Source organism: Serratia silvae (genome assembly GCF_023282985.1).
GTDB lineage: Bacteria > Pseudomonadota > Gammaproteobacteria > Enterobacterales > Enterobacteriaceae > Chania > Chania silvae.
The window spans coordinates 46,370-69,099 of the sequence record NZ_JAGQDC010000014.1 but is presented as its reverse complement, the minus strand read 5'-3'; the positions used below and the strand labels follow the sequence as shown (position 1 = coordinate 69,099).

At 51.3% G+C, this 22,730-nt stretch carries 10 protein-coding genes and 1 pseudogene; 4 read left to right on the top strand and 7 right to left on the bottom strand.

Features of this window, described 5'->3' with window-relative positions; genetic code table 11:
- Nucleotides 1-451 precede the first annotated feature (451 nt).
- Nucleotides 452-1,978, top strand: a complete 1,527-nt coding sequence (pntA, locus tag KAJ71_RS16525) for a Re/Si-specific NAD(P)(+) transhydrogenase subunit alpha (RefSeq protein WP_248946734.1) — start codon at nt 452-454, stop codon at nt 1,976-1,978.
- Nucleotides 1,979-1,990: 12 nt separating this feature from the next.
- Nucleotides 1,991-3,382, top strand: a complete 1,392-nt coding sequence (pntB, locus tag KAJ71_RS16520) for a Re/Si-specific NAD(P)(+) transhydrogenase subunit beta (protein ID WP_021177867.1) — start codon at nt 1,991-1,993, stop codon at nt 3,380-3,382.
- Between the two features lie 119 nt (nt 3,383-3,501).
- Here the strand turns inward: pntB and KAJ71_RS16515 are convergent, their stop codons facing one another.
- Nucleotides 3,502-15,327 (bottom strand): non-ribosomal peptide synthetase, encoded by an 11,826-nt coding sequence (locus KAJ71_RS16515; protein WP_283106801.1) that lies wholly within the window; start codon nt 15,325-15,327, stop codon nt 3,502-3,504.
- A gap of 757 nt (nt 15,328-16,084) precedes the next feature.
- Between KAJ71_RS16515 and fabV the strand changes: the two genes are divergently transcribed.
- Nucleotides 16,085-17,278: an enoyl-ACP reductase FabV gene (gene fabV / locus KAJ71_RS16510; RefSeq protein WP_248946733.1), complete on the top strand. Its 1,194-nt coding sequence runs from the start codon at nt 16,085-16,087 to the stop codon at nt 17,276-17,278.
- A 63-nt stretch (nt 17,279-17,341) separates the two neighbouring features.
- Here the strand turns inward: fabV and uspE are convergent, their stop codons facing one another.
- The 3 genes from uspE to KAJ71_RS16495 all read right to left on the bottom strand — a co-directional run bounded on the left by uspE (nt 17,342) and on the right by KAJ71_RS16495 (nt 19,737).
- On the bottom strand, nt 17,342-18,304 hold the full coding sequence (gene uspE, locus KAJ71_RS16505) for a universal stress protein UspE (protein WP_248946732.1): 963 nt from the start codon (nt 18,302-18,304) through the stop codon (nt 17,342-17,344).
- Nucleotides 18,305-18,430: 126 nt separating this feature from the next.
- The gene (gene fnr / locus KAJ71_RS16500; RefSeq protein WP_248946731.1) at nt 18,431-19,195 is read right to left on the bottom strand and encodes a fumarate/nitrate reduction transcriptional regulator Fnr; all 765 of its coding nucleotides are present in this window, start codon (nt 19,193-19,195) and stop codon (nt 18,431-18,433) included.
- Nucleotides 19,196-19,581: 386 nt separating this feature from the next.
- A complete protein-coding gene (locus tag KAJ71_RS16495; RefSeq protein ID WP_248946798.1) occupies nt 19,582-19,737 on the bottom strand; it encodes a hypothetical protein in 156 nt (51 codons plus the stop codon).
- Between the two features lies 1 nt (nt 19,738).
- Between KAJ71_RS16495 and KAJ71_RS16490 the strand changes: the two are divergent.
- Nucleotides 19,739-20,482: pseudogene (locus KAJ71_RS16490) on the top strand (sugar-binding transcriptional regulator); the annotation flags it as partial.
- On the opposite strand, the gene ogt reads toward KAJ71_RS16490, so the two are convergent.
- From ogt to KAJ71_RS16475, 3 genes are all read right to left on the bottom strand, one after another.
- Complete coding sequence (gene ogt, locus KAJ71_RS16485) at nt 20,479-21,003, bottom strand: methylated-DNA--[protein]-cysteine S-methyltransferase (protein ID WP_248946730.1); 525 nt, start codon at nt 21,001-21,003, stop codon at nt 20,479-20,481. The pseudogene KAJ71_RS16490 and the gene ogt sit on opposite strands and share 4 nt — an antisense overlap.
- A gap of 215 nt (nt 21,004-21,218) precedes the next feature.
- Nucleotides 21,219-21,530 carry a hypothetical protein gene (locus tag KAJ71_RS16480; RefSeq protein ID WP_248946729.1) on the bottom strand — a complete coding sequence of 104 codons (312 nt, stop codon included), beginning with the start codon at nt 21,528-21,530 and terminating at the stop codon, nt 21,219-21,221.
- A 337-nt stretch (nt 21,531-21,867) separates the two neighbouring features.
- Entirely contained in the window at nt 21,868-22,722 is an 855-nt protein-coding gene (locus tag KAJ71_RS16475) for a tagatose bisphosphate family class II aldolase (RefSeq protein ID WP_248946728.1), read from the bottom strand.
- Between the last annotated feature and the right edge of the window lie 8 nt (nt 22,723-22,730).

The window sequence follows — 22,730 nt, the reverse complement described above, 5'->3', positions numbered from 1 at the left end:
GCCGGGTGTCTCAGCATTTTATGTGATGCGATGCGGCAAAGCCGAGCCACGGCAGGTGAGTCACACAGGGGCCAATAGATCATAAGTTTCAATAATAAAGCGTTTAATCTCATTAATGTTAATTATTCACAATTTTATAACTTTTATGCTTACTGCCTACGGCTGGCAGGAAATGGCCTGGGGTAAGCTCTGCACAATAGTACGCTGAAAAGGGCCTTCTGGGCCGTTTTTCCATCCAGATTTGAGATTTGTCATAGCCTTAGCTGCATTTTTATGTAAAAACTGACGGGTAAGCGTAAGCAATTATGGATCATCGATCACATTTTCAGTAGGTTATAGATGGCACCTTAATTTGCAGACAGGCAAGGCTGATAAAAAACTTGCCAGCCGGTGCTATTGCTATGGGTAAGACGATAATAAACATCATCAGAACAGGTGAGAAGGGAACATTATGCGTATTGGTGTACCAAGAGAACGGTTGGCCAATGAAGCCCGAGTTGCAGCAACACCGAAAACGGTAGAACAACTGCTGAAACTGGGCTTTACCGTCGCGATTGAAAGCGCGGCGGGAAAACTGGCAAGCTTTGAAGATGCAGCTTATCAAGCCGCAGGGGCAACAATTACCGATACTGCCGATGTGTGGCAATCGGATCTGATCCTGAAGGTTAACGCGCCGCTAGAGGAAGAAATTGCGTTAATGCGTGAAGGCAGTACGTTAGTCAGCTTTATCTGGCCTGCACAAAATCCGGAATTAATGGCGAAGCTGGCGGCCCGCAACGTGACCGCTATGGCCATGGATTCCGTGCCACGTATTTCGCGGGCGCAGTCCCTGGATGCTCTGAGCTCAATGGCCAATATCGCAGGCTATCGCGCTATCGTTGAGGCAGCGCACGAGTTTGGGCGTTTCTTCACCGGCCAAATCACCGCCGCCGGTAAAGTGCCACCGGCAAAAGTGATGATTATCGGGGCTGGGGTTGCTGGCTTGGCCGCTATCGGTGCGGCTGGCAGCCTGGGGGCGATCGTTCGCGCCTTCGACACCCGCCCGGAAGTGAAAGAGCAAGTGCAGAGTATGGGCGCCGAATTCCTCGAGCTGGATTTTGAGGAAGAAGCAGGCAGCGGCGATGGCTATGCCAAAGTGATGTCTGAAGCCTTTATCAAAGCGGAAATGGCGTTGTTTGCCGCCCAGGCAGAAGAAGTGGACATTATCGTGACCACGGCGCTGATCCCTGGCCGTCCGGCTCCGAAATTGATCACCAAAGAGATGGTGGCTTCCATGAAGCCGGGCAGCGTGATTGTCGATCTGGCAGCGCAAACCGGTGGTAACTGTGAGCTGACCGTGGCTGACCAAGTGACCGTCACCGAAAACGGCGTGAAGATTATCGGCTATACCGATCTGCCAAGCCGCTTGCCGACGCAGTCCTCACAGCTTTACGGCACCAATCTGGTGAACCTGCTGAAACTGCTGTCGAAAGAGAAAAACGGCGAAATTGATATCGACTTCGAAGACACCGTGATCCGCGGCGTGACCGTGGTTCGCGATGGCGAAGTTACCTGGCCTGCACCGCCAATCCAGGTATCCGCTCAGCCGAAGCAGGCTGCCGCCGCGCCAATCGAGAAGATTGAAAAGAAACCAACCTCACCGATGGTGAAATACGGCCTGATCGCACTGGCGATCATCCTGTTCGGCTGGTTTGCCAATTCGGCGCCGAAAGAGTTCCTGTCTCACTTTACCGTGTTTGCGCTGGCCTGCGTGGTAGGTTACTACGTGGTCTGGAACGTCAGCCATGCATTGCATACCCCGTTGATGTCGGTCACTAACGCGATCTCAGGGATTATCGTGGTCGGTGCGTTGTTGCAGATTGGTCATGGTGGCTGGGTGAGTTTCCTCTCCTTTGTCGCGGTACTGATCGCCAGCATCAACATTTTTGGTGGATTCACCGTCACTCAGCGCATGCTGAAGATGTTCCGCAAAAACTAAGGGGTAGCAAAAATGTCTGGTGGATTAGTTACAGCTGCATACATTGTTGCCGCTATTCTGTTTATTTTCAGCCTGGCCGGTCTTTCGCGCCATGAAACGTCCAAACAGGGCAACCTGTTCGGCGTGGCTGGGATGGCGATCGCCTTGATCGCCACCATCCTCGGGCCGGATTCCGGTAACGTGGGCTGGATCATTATCGCGATGATCATCGGTGGTTCCATCGGCGTGTATCTGGCGAAGAAGGTCGAAATGACCGAAATGCCAGAGCTGGTGGCGGTGCTGCACAGCTTCGTGGGGCTGGCTGCGGTGCTGGTGGGCTTCAACAGCTACCTGGATCACGGTACGGTCGCCATGGAGCCGGTGATGGAAAATATCCATCTCACCGAAGTGTTCCTCGGCATCTTCATCGGTGCGGTGACCTTTACCGGTTCTATCGTGGCTTTTGGCAAACTGCGCGGCATTATCTCTTCCAAGCCGCTGATGTTGCCTAACCGTCACAAGCTGAACCTGGCTGCCCTGGTGGTTTCCTTCCTGCTGATGGTGCTGTTTGTGCGTACCAATAGCGTCGGTTGGGAAGTGTTCGCACTGCTGATCATGACCGTGATTGCCCTGGGCTTCGGCTGGCATCTGGTGGCGTCAATCGGTGGTGCAGACATGCCGGTGGTGGTGTCGATGCTGAACTCCTACTCCGGTTGGGCAGCGGCGGCGGCAGGTTTTATGCTGAGCAACGACCTGCTGATCGTGACCGGTGCGCTGGTCGGTTCTTCCGGTGCGATCCTGTCGTACATCATGTGTAAGGCGATGAACCGCTCCTTTATCAGCGTGATTGCCGGTGGTTTTGGTACCGATGGTTCCTCAACCGGCGACGCAGAAGAGATGGGCGAGTACCGCGAAACCACGGCGGAAGAAGTGGCGGAACAGCTGCGTAACTCCACCTCGGTGATCATCACCCCAGGCTACGGCATGGCAGTGGCACAGGCGCAGTATCCGGTAGCGGAAATCACCGAGAAGCTGCGAGCGCGCGGCATCAAGGTGCGCTTTGGTATTCACCCGGTGGCGGGCCGTTTACCGGGCCACATGAACGTGCTGCTGGCGGAAGCCCGCGTGCCGTACGATGTGGTGCTGGAAATGGACGAAATCAACGATGACTTCCCGGACACCGATACCGTCCTGGTCATTGGTGCCAACGACACGGTAAACCCGGCGGCGTTGGAAGATCCGCGCAGCCCAATCGCCGGTATGCCGGTGCTGGAAGTGTGGAAAGCGCAAAACGTTATCGCGTTCAAACGCTCGATGAATACCGGTTATGCCGGGGTGCAGAACCCGCTGTTCTTTAAAGAGAACACCCAGATGCTGTTTGGCGATGCCAAGGCCAGCGTGGAAGCGATCCTGCGCGCACTGTAATCAAACTGATTTAGAAAACACAATGCCAGTCACCTCTCGGTGACTGGCATTTTTTTAACGGTTGATTGCCCGTAATACGCGTTTAACGCAGCAGGTGTTACCGTTTATCTGGCCGTTGGTTATTTCTCCAGTGAATCAACAAATGACCGATACCAGTGGCTACCAGTAGCTGGCAGCGTAATTTCTGCCTGAACCAATAGCTCCTGCGTTCGATTGCTATCGTAACTGATAGTGGCTATCTCCAGAGATTGATAGAGGTTATCCAGTTCATCATCATTGGACATCATCATGTCCTGGATCAGCGGGGTGATCGGTAAAATTTCCCCTTGCTGATAGCGGCGACGAGCCTCTTGTAGCCACTGACGATGTGAAACCACCGTCATGGGTTGCGGCAGATGAGCATTCAACTGTTCAATGAAATCGCGTCGTGGAATTCCCTCCATGGCGGAAAGATGGAAGATGTTTTCCGCAGGATCATGTAACAAGCCCAAATACGCTAACGCTTTGGTGGTGTAATCTACTGGTGTCAGTTGAATATCGCCATAGGCGTCTTCAAACGCCATTCCCATCTGAATACTGCTCTTAAACAGCCGATAAAAAGCTTGCAGCTCGTCATAACGTGCAAGCTCAGAATCGGCAGTAATCAGCCCCAGGCGGAAAATATTACAAGCCACACCCCGGGCAACGGCCAGATTGACAATTTCCTCACCGACCCATTTACTGGCCACATAGCCCTGATCCGCAATGTGTCGTTCATCCTGAATCGACGAGGTCTCGTTAACCACACGATGGCCTGTCTGAGCAATAGGGCTGAACACGCTAAGCGTAGAGGCAAAGTTCAGAATTTTGTTGGTTCCCTGAGTGGCTAAACGTAACAGTTCAATCAAGCCAGCAATATTTGCCTGATATGCCATATCGAATGATTCAAGGTGGTTCATGCTGACGGCTGAATGGAATATCACGCCAACGTCCTGGCTGAGCTTGGCGTAAGCCTGATCATCCATTCCCAGCCGATACTCTTTGATATTCCCCCTGACAGCGATGATTCGTTGTTCATCCCCCTCTCGCCACAGGGACCATTTATCCAGAATGTTCTTCAGGCGTTGCAGGCTGTCGGCCTGATCCTGACCGCGCACCAGGCAATAGATTTTACTCTGGGTGGTATCCAGTAATTCTCGCAGTAAGAAACGGCCAACAAAGCCGGTAGCGCCGGTAAGTAAAATGGCACCGCTTTGCTTACGCTCACTTGGCAACGGCTGAATATCCTCCGGCAGCTGTGCTTTTTGCCGTAAATCTATCTCCGTACTGGTACGAACCCGCGTTTTTATCCGATTCGCCAATTGCTTAACCGTCGGTGCGATAAAGACATCGCTAACGCTAACCGTATCGTCGATTGTACGATTCGTCAGATTTACAGCGCTAACAGCAAGTAATGAGTGTCCACCCAGTTCGAAGAAGTGGTCATGGCGACCGACTTTATCCACGTCGAGCAGGGATTGCCAAATATTGGCAATGGTGCTCTCCAGCCCCGGTCGCGGTATTTCATAGGGCTGATGCAGGAATGCATTTTCCTGCGGTGCAGGCAGAGCTTTTCGATCCAGCTTGCCGTTTGGCGTGATAGGCATCTGTTCCATCAATACATAGGCGGCAGGTATCATATAGTCAGGAAGGCGGCTTTGCAGATACTGACGCAGTGCCATTGGTTCTGGTGCCGATACATCTGCAGTAGCGACCATATAAGCGACCAATCGCTTACTACCTTTATGGTCATCCAGTGCCAGCACTGTCGCTTCTTTAACCTGCGAGTGGCTATTGAGCTGCGTTTCTATTTCGCCTAATTCGATACGGAAACCACGGATTTTCACCTGATGATCGTTCCGTCCGTGGAACTGTAGCCGTCCATCGGACAAATAGCTGGCCAGATCGCCGGTACGGTACATACGTGCTCCGACAACGGAACTGAAAGGATCGGGCAGGAAGCGTTCGGCGGTCATAGCTGGCAGGTTCAGGTAGCCACGTGCGACCCCCGGCCCGCCGATATAAACTTCGCCAATTACGCCACGCGGTACCGGATGACCTTCATTATCCAATAAGTAAATGCGAATATTGGCCGTCGGGCGTCCGATAGCATCAATATGATCGACCCCCAATTTTGGTGAGTGGGTCGTGGCGGTAATGGTGGTTTCCGTCGGGCCATAACAGTTAACCAACTCAGGCTTGTCTGGGTACTGTTTCAGCCAGCGCTCGAGCATTTCCGGTGCGGCGGCTTCTCCACTGATACAGACCAGACGTAGGGCAGGAGGCAGTGGCCCGCGGCTTTCTTCACAGAGTTTGCGCCAAAACTGGTAAGGAATATCCAGATAACTGATGCCGTATTCTTGGCATAGCTGCCAGAAATCAGTGCTACCTGCTAGCCACCTGTCATCGCGCAGCACCAATGTCGCTCCAGAGGTCAATGCCGAGAAAATCTCGGAAACTGAAACGTCAAAGGTGGTATTACAGAACTGCAACACTTTGTCCTGTTTACCCAACTTCCACTGCTGGCACCAGGTCACCATCTGTTGCACCAAATTGCCGTGTTCTACCAATACCCCTTTCGGGTTGCCGGTGGAGCCGGAAGTGTAGATCACATAGGCCAGATTGTGCGGCGCTAGCTGAGGCTGTGGATTAGCCATTGTAGGTATAACCTCAGAATTAACCTCTGGGAGCAGGCGATGAGTAATACCGCAGTCTTGGAATAGCGCTAGCGTTGCCGGTTCGGCCAGAATAATCACCGGTTTGGCATCGTCCAGCATAAACTTCAGCCGTTCGGCTGCAATATCGTGTGGTAGAGAAAGGTAAGCGCAGCCAGCTTTGAGTATTGCCAGAATACCCACAATCATTTCCGCGCTGCGATCGGCGCAGATAGCCACGCGATCCTCTGCTTTTACCCCTTGCTCCATCAACTGATGGGCTAAAGCATTCGCCCGCAGATTCAGTTCCCCATAGCTTATGACGCAGGTTTTATTGACCAGAGCAACGGCGTCGGGGTCATGCTTGGCATGTTGCTCAAACAGTTGGTGGATACAGCATTCTGACGGGTAAGGTTTGGCGGTCTGATTCCATTGTTCCAGCAGAAGATGGCGCTCGTGTTCGCAGATCAAATCAATCTGGCCGATATGTTGGTCTTCATTGAGCACCATCGCCTCGAGTACTGCGATCAGATACTGTTGGTGACGTTGAACGGTTTCCAGGTCAAACAGTGCGCTGGCATAATTCAGCGAGCCGGTGATGATTTTATTACGTTCACCCAGGCTCAACTCCAGGTCAAACTTAACGCGGCTGACCGGCGGTTCCAGCAGTTTTACCTTTAATTCGGCCATCTTCGGCGCGATATCATCGACGTTTTCCAGTGCAAACATTACCTGGAACAGTGGCGTCTTGTCCAGGCTACGCGGCGGTTGGGTTATTTCAACCACTTGCTCGAACGGCAGTGCCTGATGTTCCTGTGCATCAAGGGTAGTTTTCCGTACCTGTGCCAGCAACTGGGCCACGGTCGGTGCCTCGGATAAATTAATCCGCAGTGCCAACGTATTCACAAAGAAACCGACAACTCCATCACACTCGGCCTGATTGCGGTTGGCGACCGGCGTACCGATCACCACATCATCCTGACCCGACAGGCGGGACAATACGATAGACCAGGCGCTCAGTAACGTCATAAACAGCGAAGTGCCTTGTTTGGCACTCAGACGCCGCAACCGTTCGGAAAGCTGGCTACTCAGCACTATCGGCAGGCTGGAACCAATAAAGGACTGCTGCTCAGGACGCAGTCGATCGGTCGGCAGCGTCAGTCGTTCAGGCGCACCGGCTAACAGGCGTTGCCAGAATTGCCCCTGCGCCTCCCAGAGTGGGCTATCAAGCCACTGCTGTTGCCATACCGCATAGTCTGGATAGTGGATCGGTAACGCTGGCAACGGATCGGGCTGTTGTTGCAGTAATGCTGAGTAAAGGCAGCCCAACTCGTGCACCAGGATTTCCATCGACCAACCATCGGTAATAATATGGTGTAGCGTCAGCAACAGAACGTTGTCGCAATCTCCCAGGCGCAGCCAGCTAGCCCGTACCAGCGGTTCGGCGGAAATATCAAACACCCAGCGTTCTTCCTGTTGGTAAATGACCTGCATCGGGTCAGCGTGGTCTTTCCGTTCGCGTAAATCGTATTCAATCAGCGGGATGCCAGGCTGGGCATCCCGCAGGATCACCTGTGGTTCCTCCTGGCCATGGGAAACAAAATTGCTTCTCAATGATTCATGGCGGGCATATAAAGCGTTAAGACTTTGCTGCAATATCGGTACATTCACGGGGCCACTTAATGCCAGCGCCATCAGCACGTTGTAGTTCGAATCGTTGTCGTTGAGTTGCGACAAGAACCACAGGCGTTGTTGAGAGAAGGACAGCGGTAGAGGCTTGTTTCGTGGCGCAGGCGTAATGACAGTGGGAACGGTGGCGTCACATAGGCAGCCCGGATGACTGATAGCCTGTGCCAGTTCCCACAGCAGAGGATAATCAAACAGCGCCGCCAGCGGCACGTTGATATTGAGTTTTTGCTGCAACTGGCTGATGACCCGAACGGCCAATAGTGAATGGCCACCCAGTTCGAAGAAATGGTCCTGTCGTCCTACTTTCTCGACTCCCATTGCCGTTTGCCAAATTTCAGCCAGCGTGGTTTCGATCCCAGCCAGCGGGGCTTGATAGTCGCGATGCACATAGGCGTCGTTCTGTGGTGCAGGCAACGCTTTACGATCCAGCTTGCCATTGGCGGTAATTGGCATCTCGGCCAGCAGTACGTAAGCGGCAGGCACCATATATTCCGGTAATCGAGCGACCAAGTGGTTGCGTAATTCAACGATATCGGGCCGTGGCTGAGTCGAATCAGCGACCACATAGGCTACCAGACGTTTACCCTCCTTGTGATCATCCAGGGCCACTAGTGCCGATTCTTTTACCTGCGGATGGGCGTTGAGTTGGGTTTCGATTTCCCCTAACTCAATGCGGAAACCACGGATTTTCACCTGGTGGTCATTGCGTCCGTGGAACTGTACCCGTCCATCGGGCAGATAGCTGGCCAGATCGCCGCTGCGATACATACGGGCATTCGGTTGAGGGTTGAAGGGGTCCGGCAGGAATCGTTCCGCCGTGAGCTCTGGCAGATTCAGATAGCCGCGCGCCACGCCTGGCCCGCCGATATACAGTTCGCCAATCACGCCCTGTGGAACTGGCGTGCCGTGGGGATCCAGTAGGTAGAGTCGATAGTTGGCAATGGGATAACCAATACTATCAATATGAGAACGGCCTAAGCTCGGTACATACGCGGTCGCTAGTACCGTGGCTTCTGTTGGGCCATAACCGTTAATAAGTACCGGCGAATCGGGATAGTGGCTTAGCCAGCGTTGCAGCATTTCCGGCGCGGCCGCCTCGCCAGCAAAGGCGATAGATCTCAGGGATGAAGGCAATGGCCGAGTGCTTTCTTCACATAATCGCCGCCAGAATTGATAAGGTAGGATCATTTGGCTGATACGGTGTTGTTCACACCGTTGCCAGAACTGTTCTGTGCTGGTCAGCCACTGGTCATCTCGCAGAACCAAATTGGCACCGGAAGTGAGGGCGGAGAAGATCTCGCAGACCGAGACGTCAAAGGTCAGATTGCAAAATTGCAGGTAATTATCACCTAAACCAATGCCCCATCGTTCACACCAGCGGTTGACTAATTGCACCAGATTGCGGTGTTCAACCATCACGCCTTTCGGGTTACCCGTTGAGCCGGAGGTATAGATCACATAGGCCAAATTATGTGGCGCGACAGCGACCGAAAGATGAGGGCGCTCAGAATAGCGTTGAGTAACGTCCGGCAGCGGGCAGAAGGGGACATCATACTCACTGAAACGAGCCTGCTGAGCGGGTGCTGCCAGAACAACGGCGGGTTTGGCATCTTCCAGCATAAAGCGCAGCCGATCGGTAGCAATATCGGGCGGAATGGAGAGATAGGCGGCCCCCGCTTTCAGCGTTGCCAGCATGGCCACGATTATTTCAGGCGATCGCTGGCTGCAAATGGCCACTTTATCCTCCACCTTGACGCCCAGGGCTATTAGTCGTTCGGCCAGATGATCCGCCTGATTATTCAAATTGGAATAGCTCAGGGTGAACTGCTGATAGGTGAGGGCAATGGCATCCGGATGACGACGGGCCTGTTGCTCGAACAACTGATGGGTGCAGATATCCTGCGGATAAGGTTCCGCGGTTTGATTCCACTGTTCGAGCAGTCGATGCTGCTCCTGTGCGCAGAGCATTCCAATACGATCAACCGGTTGTTGGTCGTCACGAACCATGGCGTGTAGCACTGCGATCAGATACTGGCGGTGACGTTCAATGGTACTGGTATCAAACAGCGCAGTGGCGTAGTTCAGCGAGCCAACGATGCTGCGATCACGGGGGCCGAGACTCAGTTCCAGATCGAATTTGACGCGGGTGACTTGAGGATCGTTCAACTTCACATCCAGCCCGGTCAGCGTGGGGGCAACGGCGTCGAGATTCTCCCAGGCAAACATCACCTGGAAGAGCGGCGTTTTATCCATGCTGCGCTGCGGCTGAATTAATTCTACCACCTGATCGAACGGCAGCGCCTGATGTTCTTGTGCGCTGAGTGTGAGTTCCCGCACCTGTGACAACAGTTCCGCCACCGTGGGGGCCGCAGATAAATTAATGCGCATTGCCAGAGTATTGACGAAGAAACCGACCATATCCTCGCTTTCTGCCACCTGACGGTTAGCAACTGGCGTACCGATCGTGAGATCTTGCTGCCCGGCAAGGCGCGATAGCACGATAGACCATGCGCTCATTAAGGTCATAAACAGCGTCGTGTGATGTTTACGGCTCAGTTGGCGCAGGTTGTCAGCCAACTGCGGCTCCAGCACGATGGGAACCGAAGCCCCCAGAAATGATTGCTGCGCAGGTCTTGCATGATCGGTCGGCAGGGTCAGCCGCTCGGGTACGCTATGCAACTGCTGAAGCCAGAACTGAGCATGAGCCTCCCACTCATTACTGTGCAACCACTGCTGCTGCCATTGGGCATAATCGGGGTACTGCAACGGTAAAGCCGGCAGCGGATTGGCCGCATCCTCAATCCAGGCACTATAGATAATTCCCAGTTCACGTGCCAGGATCTCCATCGACCAGCCATCGGTAACGATGTGATGAATAATCAGCAGTAAATAGTGCTCATCGGCTGCGGTTTTTGCCAGCGAAGCGCGCAGCAGCGGGCCCTGTGCGATATCAAATTTATGGACAATTTCACGCTGATATAGCTGTTCAACGGCGGCGCGGGGGTGAGTTGCTGCGGAAAAGTCGTATTCATCCAACGTAACCTGGCTGCCAGTTGGCCGCAGTTTGCAATAGCCAACGCCGTTTTGAACGAGAAAAATCGAACGTAATGAGGCATGACGATCGAGCAGATGATTAAGGCTGCGTTGCAAAACATCAGTATTAAGCGCGCCGCGCATTTTCAACCATAACGGAACGTTATAATTTTCATCACTGTTTCCCAGTTGCTCAATAAACCACAGGCGATTCTGGGCGAAGGACAGTGGAATATGTGCATCGGGCGCTAAGGGAGTCATCTGGCCAGCGGTTTGTCGCGCAGACTGTGAAACCAATTCTGCCAGTTGCGCCAACGTTGGTTGGGCAAAAAAAGCGCTCATTGCGATTTTGCTGTGCCAGCGGGATTGCACCTTGCTGAGTAATTTCATGGCCATCAATGAGTCGCCGCCAATGTCAAAGAAGCTGTCGTTGCGGCCTATTTTGTCAACACACAGTATTTCTGCCCAGATGACGCACAGCGCTTGCTCGGTTTCTCCCTGTGGTGCCTGATAGGATTGATGTACATAGGCGCTAAAACCAGGGGACGGCAGACGTTTGCGGTCAATCTTGCCATTCGGTGTCAAAGGTAATTGTGCCAAGGGCTGGTAGGCGATAGGCAACATAAATTCAGGCAGTAAGCTACGCAGATAATCCCGCAGGCGGCGAGGTAGCTCTTCCGTTTCAGCGCTTTCGGCCATCACCAGATAACTGGCAAGCTGTTTCTCTCCCGAAGGCGCTTCATACGCGATAACCACGGCTTCATTAACCTGGGAATGGCTGAGGAGTTTCGCCTCGATGTCTCCAGGCTCAATGCGGTAGCCGTTGATTTTGACCTGCTGATCGTCGCGGCCCAAATATTCCAGATAACCCTCGTCCAGATAGCGGGCCAAATCGCCGGTGCGGTACATGCGCCGGTTTTTATTGCAGAAAGGATCGGCGCTAAAGCGTTCTTCGGTCAGCTCGGGATGATCGAGATAGCCACGGGCCACGCCGTCACCACTAATGTACATGTGGCCAACTGCACCGAAAGGCACCGGTTTTAACCGATTATCCAGCAGGTAAATTGCGGTATTGGCGATAGGGCGGCCAATGGTTGGCAGCGGGTGTGATTCAGTTATTCTAGCCACTGTAGCGTCAACGGTGCACTCCGTCGGGCCGTACAGGTTAAAGGCAGTAAAGTGCTTTATTGTACACAGGCGCTGCCAGGTCTGGGATGACAACGCCTCACCACCAATCAGCAGGATCAGTGAGTTTATCCGTTCAGGCAGGTTGGAGAGCAATAGCATTTCCAGCTGGGTTGGCGTGCAGTCAAATACATCAATAGCATGCTGCTGGATAAACTGTACCAACCTAACGCCATCAACCCGTACATCGTGCGGTACGATATGCAACTGGTGGCCGTCAAGCAAGCTGAGCAGGCTTTGTAATGACGCGTCAAATGAAAGGCTGGAGTTCAGGCAAACCTTAGATTGCGGTGGGTAATGGGAGAAGACGTCGCTTTTGAGGGCGTAATACAGGTTCATCACCTGCGCATGTTCAACCATCACGCCTTTAGGGCGCCCTGTCGAGCCGGAAGTGAATATCACATAGGCCAGATGATTGACGGAACACGCGTTAAGCGGCGGTGTGGTGCTATCTGGCGGCTCCCTCTCTAACAAATGGGTGACATTATAAGCCGTCGCTTCAGTGCTGCCAGCAAGAATGGCCTGGCCCGCAGAATCGACCAAAAGTACCGAGGGATTAGCGTCATGCAGCACATCGTTCAAGCGTTCGCTGGGGTAGGTAGGATCCAGCGGCACATAACACCCGCCAGATTTCAAGATACCAAACAGCGTGGCGATTTGTAAGCAACTGCGCTCCATACACATGGCAACGCGCATGTCCGCTTTAATACCCAAACCAATCAGGTGATGAGCAATGCGATTAGCGATCTGGTCAAACTCGAAGTAGGTTAACTTTTCCTCACCATGACAAATGGCGATGGCGTCAGGCGTTTTTGCAACCTGTTGCTTAAAGACGCTATGAATACATAGATTATTCTGATAGTCGTATTCCGTGCGATTCAGTGTCTCCAGTAATAACGTTTCTTCCTCTTTAGGAATAAAGCTAATGTTATCAACAGCAAGGGAGGCATTTCTGAGCTCAATGGTGCTTTTTAATCCTTGTAAGATATGATCATTTATTGCTTTGATTTGGCCTTCAGACAAGTATGCTGCATTGTAAACCCAACGGAAATGACCGTTGTTAGCGTTGATTTGCAATACCAATAATGGGAAATCGTCAGGGTTTATCCCCGGCTCTGAATGAATGCCACTATCACCATTTGTAATAGCCATTGCGAGTGCATATGCAGGCTTGTCCTGCAGTCTGGCATTTTTTCTTAATTTTTCATGACGTAGCACAATATCTTTAGCAAAACCATGAGACTGTTCTAACCGTTTAATTTCTGTAGCTAGATTATTCTCAATCTCGTCAAGGGGGAGCTGCTCGTGAATGTCAGCCACATCCAAAGGAACCCATGAGGAAGCAAGCTGTGAGCAAAGTTCAGAATGTGCAGGAATAACCTGATAACCAAGTTGGAAACTCTGCTCGCCGGACAGGCTATGCAGATAAGCAGCAAAGATAGCCGCCACTTTCAGGCTACTGTCATCAACATCCTTGAGCACTTCGGATGATTGCCATTGACTGGCTAACAAGTGGGTGGGTTCCTCGGTTTTTCTTATCCAATAAGGGAAAGCAACGGGATTAAACCGCTCGAGTTTAGCCAGCCAGTATGGCTCATGAACGACAAGTTTGGTCAACTCGGCAGAAAGTGCCGTTGACTGCTGCTCGGTCAATGTAGGCAACCTGCTCCCTGGAGCCAGATTTCCTTGCTTCGCCAGCATTGTCGCAGAAAGGGGCGCACCTTCCAGGGTGGCGAAATCGCTGAGAATAATATCGTTGGTATGGGTGGAAAGCTGCCAGGTGTCATTCTGGTCGTCCAGCCGCACCAGTGTGCCGGGAGAATAGTTCGATTTTTCATCCAACACATTGATTTTATTCACTATGTAGAGTTGATGGTTTATCAGTATTTTTAATTGGGTTGTTGGCGGGGTGATGCCTGATTTATTGGTTAATGATAGAGAAAGAAGAGCGATTTGCCGTGCATCCTGCACTGCCCAGTTAATCACTGCAGCAGAGAGAGGAGCCCTGATGTTCTCAAACAGATTTCGGCGCACACAGGTGGCCCGAGAGGCTAAAATCTGGCGGTCAATTACCGCAATCGGCTGTTGTGGGTTGGCGACCACCAGCTCAAGAATTGAGCGAAATCTGTCATGATGATCGAATATATCTTCAAGGGTATGTAGTTTATCACTGCCATAAAAACTGATGGATAAGCCTTTGCCGTAGCCCTTATCATCCAGCACGATAGCAAAACCGTGAGTCTGAGAACCTTTAGCCTTGATCCATTTTGTTTCACAATGCTGGAAGGGGGCGCCGCGGTCAAATAGCATCAAGTTAATAGATGGTCCAAAACCAAAATCCTGTTTATTTTTCCTCTGAATGTTTTCGCCGCGATAGCGCTGGTGCTTCAATATACCAGTCATTTCTTTACTGACAGTTTTAGCTACGTCAATAATATTTGACGTTGGTTCGATAGTAATTTCAAATGGCAAGGTGTTTGAGGTCATGCCTTTAAGCATCCGAGCTTTGCTTTCAATGCCGGCGACCGGAAGGCTGAATGAGAGTTTTTTTATTCCCGTAAGAGTGTAAAAATGAGTGGCAATGGCTGAGATATATAGATGATTAGCCCTGATGTTGTGAGTTTTAGCAATGAATGCTATTTCTTCGTTAATGCCATCGTCGATGCATTGCTCTTCTTTTAATATGTTTCTGTCATAGGGGGTGTGACTTAGGAAGGATAGTCGACTTGATTCGTTCGATTCGTTGCAGTAGCCACTCCAAAATGTTTCATCGAGAGAAAATCTTTTTGATTGTAGATATGCAATGTCTTTTCTTGCGAGTAAGTCAGCGCTGTAAGATAATACTTCCTGGGGTTCTTTGTTGGAGATTAACTCGTCATATCTTTCACTGATACGCTGAGAGATTAATACCATGCTCCGACCGTCCATCAGCACGTGGTGACAACGATGATAATAAATGAATTTATTTTTCGCTAAGCAAATTAATGAAAAATTGAACAGCTCGGCATCCTCAACGGAGACCAGGGTGGTGATGTCTGCCTGAACCCAGGCTTCTAAATCAAACGTTTGCTCTGAGTCATCGGTGAGGTCAATGAGCTGTAACTGGCCGGTGATGTTGCTATCGGTAAACTGGTATAAGTCGCCTTCGACAACGGCAAAGCGACTTTTCAACCCGGGTGTTTCTGCCACAATATCGCTGACTGCTTTTTCGAATGTAGGGACATGTAAATCCCCATTAATTTCTGCATATTCTGAAATATTAAAGGGTAGGTCTGGCGACAGTTGTTGCATCAGCCAAACCTCTCTTTGCCCTAAGGTTACCGGGGCGTAAATACAGCTTCCATTATTCTGCTTGATATTGTCCATTTTTATTTCCATTTTGGATTAATACAGATGCTATTCATTTGGTTAATGAATGATTTAAGTTGATACTATGGATGTATCTCTTGTTAAAGTGAGGCGCAAATTCAACCTTGAAATGCAACGCTAACTATAAGCATACAGCCGCAGGTTGCGCGGTATGTTTTATACCGGTATATAGGCTGTATTGCGTGGGACTTTTTATCATTAAAATCGAGGTAATACACTAAAAATATTAAACGTAACCTTAATAAGGTGACTTGCATTATGGCTACTGGGATGGGGGTTGATTAATTTTTATATAAAAAAACACGGTTTTTATATTAAGATAACTCCTGGTTAATTGTCATTTGATTTTAAAAAACACCTGACCAGATAGGCAATTAATAGTAGTCATTTTCTGAGTTACGGGAGTTCCATCTCCCTTGTTTTGAGCTGTCCCCAGAACTTGAGCCAGAAATAGCGTTACGTGATCGACTGGATTGGACAACTCATTCATTATCGAAGCTTGAGCCTTGGATTATGCTGACTGCATCCCTGATTCGGATCGGGCGTTCAATACATGTTCGGCCTCTAACGACATTTTGGGGCTTGCATAAACAAAAAAAGTGGTGGTTTTTTAGTCAAATAAGGTGATGTTTGTGCTTAATCTAACAAAATATGTTCATAAAATGTGCAATTCAACACATCAGATCACCATAAAGGAGCACAATGAGGTATCTTATATCCTGATTTCATCCCTTTAACGGATCCTAGACCCATTATGATTATCAAACCTAAGGTTCGCGGCTTTATCTGTACCACCACTCATCCGGTCGGTTGTGAAGCCAATGTTCGTCGTCAGATTGCCTACACCAAAGCGCAGGGCAAGATTGCCAATGGCCCTAAACGTGTGCTGGTGATCGGTGCATCTACCGGTTATGGTCTGGCTTCCCGTATTGCCACTGCCTTTGGCAGCGACGCCGCCACCATCGGCGTATTCTTCGAGAAAGCGGGCAGCGAAGGTAAAACGGCCACCGCTGGCTGGTACAACTCAGCTGCTTTTGACAAAGCCGCTAAAGAAGCTGGCCTGTACGCGAAAAGTGTCAATGGTGATGCCTTCTCCAACGAATGCCGGGCCAAAGTGATTGAGCTGATCAAAGCCGACCTGGGCCAGATCGATTTGGTGGTTTACTCGCTGGCTTCGCCGGTGCGTAAAATGCCGGAAACGGGCGAAGTCGTGCGCTCTGCACTGAAGCCAATCGGTGAGGTTTACACCACCACCGCTATCGACACCAACAAAGACCAAATCATCACCGCCACGGTTGAACCGGCGAGCGAAGAAGAGATCCAGAACACCATCACCGTGATGGGTGGCCAGGATTGGGAACTGTGGATGTCGGCGCTGGAAGAAGCGGGCGTGCTGGCCGACGGTGCCAAGTCTGTTGCCTACTCTTATATCGGTACCGATCTGACCTGGCCAATTTACTGGCACGGTACGCTGGGCCGCGCTAAAGAAGATTTGGATCGTGCTGCTACTGCCATCCGTGGCGATCTGGCTGCCAAGGGCGGCACCGCTCACGTTGCCGTGCTGAAATCCGTGGTCACCCAGGCTTCTTCTGCAATTCCAGTGATGCCGCTGTATATCTCTATGGCCTTCAAGATCATGAAAGAGAAGGGCATTCACGAAGGCTGCATGGAACAGGTTTCCCGTTTGATGCATACCCGCCTGTACGGCGAAGAGATGCCGCTGGACGATCATGCCCGTATCCGTATGGATGACTGGGAACTGCGTGATGATGTGCAGCAGGCCTGCCGCGATCTGTGGCCGTCAATCACTTCAGAAAACCTGAGCGAACTGACCGATTACACTGGCTACAAGCAGGAGTTCCTGCGCCTGTTCGGTTTTGGTCTGGAAGAAGTGGATTATGACGCTGACGTTAATCCAGACGTACGTTTCGACGTGGTAGAGCTTTAATTTCTACCCCAGAATGTCAAACAGGGCCCATTTGGGCCCTGTTTGTTTTATAACGCACCGAAATCAATCTTCATCGTCGTGCTCGTCGTCTTCATCCATGATGATCGGGCAGTCGAAGTCATCCGGCTTGAGCACCAGCAGGTCACATTTCAGATGGTCGATCACCTGTTCCGCGGTATTGCCGATAAACGCGGCAGAAATACCGGTGCGGCCCAAAGAACCTAACACCACCACGCCCGCTTGCAGATGCTCGGCCAAATCCGGGATCACTTCCTCCGGCAGGCCTTTCTCCACGTGGGTGAATTCTTGGTTGATATGGAATTTTTGCCTTAGCGCCTTCATGGCGATCAGGTGTTGCCCGCGGATCGCATCGTTATAGATGCTGGGGTCAAAATCGGGCAGTTCGATGGCGATATTGATCGGGGTGACCGGGTAGGCGCCTACCAGGTGCACTTCGGTTTGATTGACGTTTTGCGCCAACTCGAGCGTTTCTTTCACCAGTCGAATATTAAGTGGGTCATGATAAGGCTCTTCGCTGGACAGGTTGACCGCCACCAGCGCTTTACCCCCTTCTGGCCAGGGTTGGTCTTTCACCATCCATACCGGGCAAGGGCACTTGCGCAGCAGATGCCAGTCCGTCGGGGTGAAGATCACCGATTCCAGCCTGTCGTGCTGATGGGCCATTTTCAACAGTAAATCGTGGTTGCCGCTCAGCACTTCCTGAATGATCGCCTCATAGGGGCGATTGTGCCACACCACTTTGATTTCAATGGGGACACCGTCTTCAAGATAGAATCGGCATTGCTCCTTAATCCACGCCGCCCGTTGACTGATCACCCCTTGCCGCATCGCCGTCCTTTCGTCTGGTGAAAGCAGGGTGGTCATTTCGTAGGAGAAATCATAGATAGGAAGGAAAGCTTTAATCCGCCCGCCGTTCCGCTTGATCAGATAAACCGCCCGGCGCAGCGCCGGTTGATCGTCCTGATTGGGGTCAATAGCCACCAGAAGATTCTGATACTTCGCCATAGGGCCTCCTTACAGCTGTAGATCAACAGCCTGTTCAACTACAGAGTAACCTAACATTGAAAAACAGAACAGCGGCAGAAAGGGGCCGGGCCAACAATTTCAGCGAATCATTGGCCCAGAAGAGGGTCAGGCGCTAACGGAGACGTTGATGCGCGAAGCGCCAGCCAGGTGCGACAGGGCGTCTACGTTTTCGATGGTGATGTATTTGCCTTTCACGCTGAGGATTTCGCTTTTTTGGAAACGCCCCAGCAGGCGGCTGATGGTTTCCACCGTCAGGCCCAGATAGTTGCCGATATCGCCACGGGTCATGGTTAAACGGAACTCACGCGGTGAGAAACCCCGTTCGGCAAAGCGGTGCGACAGATTATAAACGAAAGCGGCCAGGCGCTCTTCGGCGTTCTTCTTCGACAGCAGCAGGATCATATCCTGGTCGCCTTTGATCTCACCGCTCATCAAACGCATGATTTGCTGGCGGAGATTAGGCATTTTGCCAGAGAGATCGTCTAAGGTTTCAAACGGGATCTCACAGACCATGGAGGTTTCCAGCGCTTGCGCGAAGCTTGGGTGCTTCAGGCCACCGATGGCATCAAAGCCCACCAGATCGCCCGCCAGATGGAAGCCGGTGATTTGTTCGTCGCCCTGTTCGGTGATGGTGTAGCTTTTGATGGTCCCGGAGCGGATGGCGTACAGTGATTTCAGTTCGTCACCGGCTTTAAACAGCGTCTGACCTTTCTGGATCGGCTTTTTCCTCTCGATGATATTGTCGAGTTGGTCGAGCTCATGCGTATTCAGCGTAAAAGGAATACATAATTGGCTGATGCTGCAGTCTTGGCAATGGATCGCACAACCACCTGACTGGATACGACGAATCACGCGTTTTTCCGGGATCATAGATTAAGCTCACGCAATAATTGATATGAGTCAATTTTAACATCTTTTACGGCAGGTGATAAGTACAGCAAGAACAAGAACGGCGACATTTTGTGTGATATTTAAACAGGCCTATTGCTCATTATTCCGTAGCATACTGATGTTTAGTGATTTATCTATTTCGGAAAAACCAAGTTGCTGTCGGCTAAAGATATATAAAAAACGAATAAATCCCACAGTATCATCGGGTTTTTATGATTAGTCTTAGTTTATATAGGGGTATTAAGGGTGGAATTGCCTTCATCTGTGATTATCACGAAGGTTAACGAGTAAATATTTCAACACAAATTTGTGCGGTGAATGGGCTAGGCAGTGATGACGGTAAAGTGCAGCGCCCGCCTTTAAAATCAGGCGCTATTTTTTACCAAACCGTCGTTGGCCTGGACATAATGCGGGACGTTGTTATGCCCTGGCTGGTCGACCTTGACGACCAACGTCAACACCGCCGCCACCAGATACAGACCGGTATACACCCACACCACGCCTTCAATATCAAAGAACAATCGTCTTAGTGAACGCTATGGCTTAACGCTGTGCCAGGTTGTGCCTAGCCAGGGAATGGAGAGTGCCGGGATAAACCGCGCGGTGGCGGTAGCCGGGGCTGAAGTGATGGCGCAGTTTTTGCGCAGTGAACAGCCATTGAATATTGGGGTTGGCTCAGGCCGCAGCCTGAAGGCGGCGATTGACGAGCTGCCGGAATTGGAGCGGCCACAGCATAGCTGCGTCTCGCTGATTGGTGCAATCGCGGCCGACGGCTCCTGTACTCGCTATGACGTACCGCTGTGGATGGCGGAGAAAACCCAGGGCCGCTACTTTATCCTACCTGCACCCTTGTTTGCCGATAGCGAACAGGATCGCGCCCTGTGGTGCAATCACCGCATTTACCGCACAGTGAACGACAAGGCCAGCCAGGCCGATGTGACCTTTATCGGCATTGGCACCATCGAATATCACTGCCCGCTGCACAAGGATGGATTTATCACCGTGGAAGATGTCGATCGCCTTCGCGCATCTAACGCGGTAGCAGAAATGCTGGGCCATTTTATCGATCCGCAAGGCCAGCGGGTGGCCAGCGAACTCGATGGGCGGTTGACCAGCGTCAATCTGCGCCAACGGCCGGAAAAACCGGTGATTGCGCTGGCTGGGGGGGCGGAAAAGCATCAGGCCATTCGTGCTGCCTTGCTAGGCCGTTGGATCAACGGCCTGGTGACGGATGAGGAAAGCGCGTTGACGCTGTTGGCCGATTAAATCAGATCCTGGGGCAGAAAACCTTCATGTTTCAGCAGCCATTGCTTGCGTTGCACCCCTCCGGCGTAACCGGTCAGCGCTCCCTGTGAGCCGATCACTCGGTGGCAGGGCACCACGATACTGATTGGGTTAGTGCCGTTAGCCATGCCAACTGCACGCGAAGCGGTTGGCCTGCCAATGCGCTTGGCCAACTCCCCGTAGGTGATGATCTCCCCACAGGGGATTTGCCGCAGTTGCTGCCAGACGGTGCGCTGGAACTCGGTGCCAGCGGTCATCACCGGCACTGTGTCGATAGCTGCTAACTCGCCAGCAAAATAGCGCTGTATCACTTCCGTCAGGCCGCCTGGGTTGGCTTGCTGCTGTATCATGAAGGGAGAGGCTCGATAATGGCTGTTGAGCAGCTTCATCAGACGATCTTCATGATCGGTCCAGTCCAGTGCACGCATCCGTCCTTGCTCATCCCCAATCAACACCAGTTCACCGACCGGCGTCGGCATACGATCAATAAAAAAGGTCTGCATGTTGTTCACTCCTTGTGTTTGGTAAGGCGATTATTGCATGAAAAAGCCAGATGTGATGGCGGATTTCGGACATGCTGATGAGGTGGGGTTATAGGAAAAACAGGGTACACCCAAGTAGGTATACCCCTAGAGGCGAAACGCTAAAAAATGTTTATAAAACAACAAATTTATTTTTATGGGAATAATCGTATTACAATGAATTTCGTCGATTAGGATTAATTGTAAATTAACGTAATTCGTTGTAGAGAAGGGTCATTAAACACCGATTCACGAACGGGTTTGCCCATTAATTCTGAACCCATATCATCCAATGGCATTTGGATAAACTCATTGGTGTTGACGGCGGTTTCACGATAGCAACTGGATGTATATTGACCGCCATTGCGCGTAATCTCACAGGTTGGGGCGCTGATCTTGCCGGAAAACTGGATGCTCCCTGAGATGGTTTTATGGCTAACTTCTTGTTTTGAATGGGCTGGAAGTGGTAAGGCTGCCAGTATGGCCAAAGCCGTAATAATAGATTTCATAAGCTATTCCTATTAGCATAAAGTAAAACCATCCATTAACAAAAAAGTAGATTATTGTCTAAAAAATAAACTTCCATTGTCTGATGATTTAATTTCCAACGTTACTATAATGTATTAAGTAAATAATAATAACAGCAATCGTTCGTTAATTGAATTTAATAGTAGGGATGGGCAGGCAGTAAAACCATGATTTAGATCATAGTGGGGGGATTTAGGGGGCGATGTGAGAATTATTACTTTTAATGCTGCTTATAATAACGGGGGTGACTTTAAATGGCGATATTAATGTTAAGGCCGCATATCGTTATTCTGCGGCCCTTAACCTTACTCTTTAGAGTTACAGCATCCCTGCACTGCCACAGATACGGATCTTTTCTGCTACCACCTCTTTCATCGCCAATTTGCCCGGGACGATGTATTTACGCGGGTCGTTGGCCTCTGGATGTTGGGAAAAATAGCTCTTCACCGCGTCGGCAAAGGCGATTTTGAGTTCGGTGGCTACGTTCACCTTACAGACCCCCAGCGAGATAGCTCGCTTGACCATCGCTTCAGGGATCCCGGAGGCTCCGTGCAGCACTAGCGGGATCTCCAACTGTTCGCGGATCAGCGCCAGACGGTCAAAATCCAGCTTTGGCTCCCCGTGGTACAGCCCATGAGCCGAACCGATGGCGACGGCGAGGGAGTCTATCCCGGTAGCCGCGACAAACTCGCGGGCGGCTTTTGGGTCGGTATAAAAGCCGTCTGCGGCATCGACAATCAGATCGTCTTCCTGGCCACCCAGGCGGCCTAGCTCCGCCTCTACGCTGGCCCCATAGCGATGGCATAGCGCGACGGCCTGCGCAACCAGCGCGATGTTCTGCTCAAAAGGCAGGTGTGAGCCATCGATCATCACCGAGCGGATCCCGGCTCTGACCTTGGTGGCGATATCCTCGATTTCTTCGTGATGGTCAAGATGCAGCGCCAGCGGCAGATCGTAGCGCTGGGCTGCTGAGCGGCAAATTCCCACCAGATAGTCGGTACCCGCATAGCTGAAGGTGCCCGGCGTACCGGCCATGATCACCGGGGATTGCAGTTCGGCGGCGGTTTCTGCCACCACTTGTACTGTTTCAAGATTGTGTACGTTGAACGCCGGCACGGCATAACCCTGTCTTTGCGCTTTCAACAACATTTCTCGGTTGGATATCAGGTACATAGCGGCTC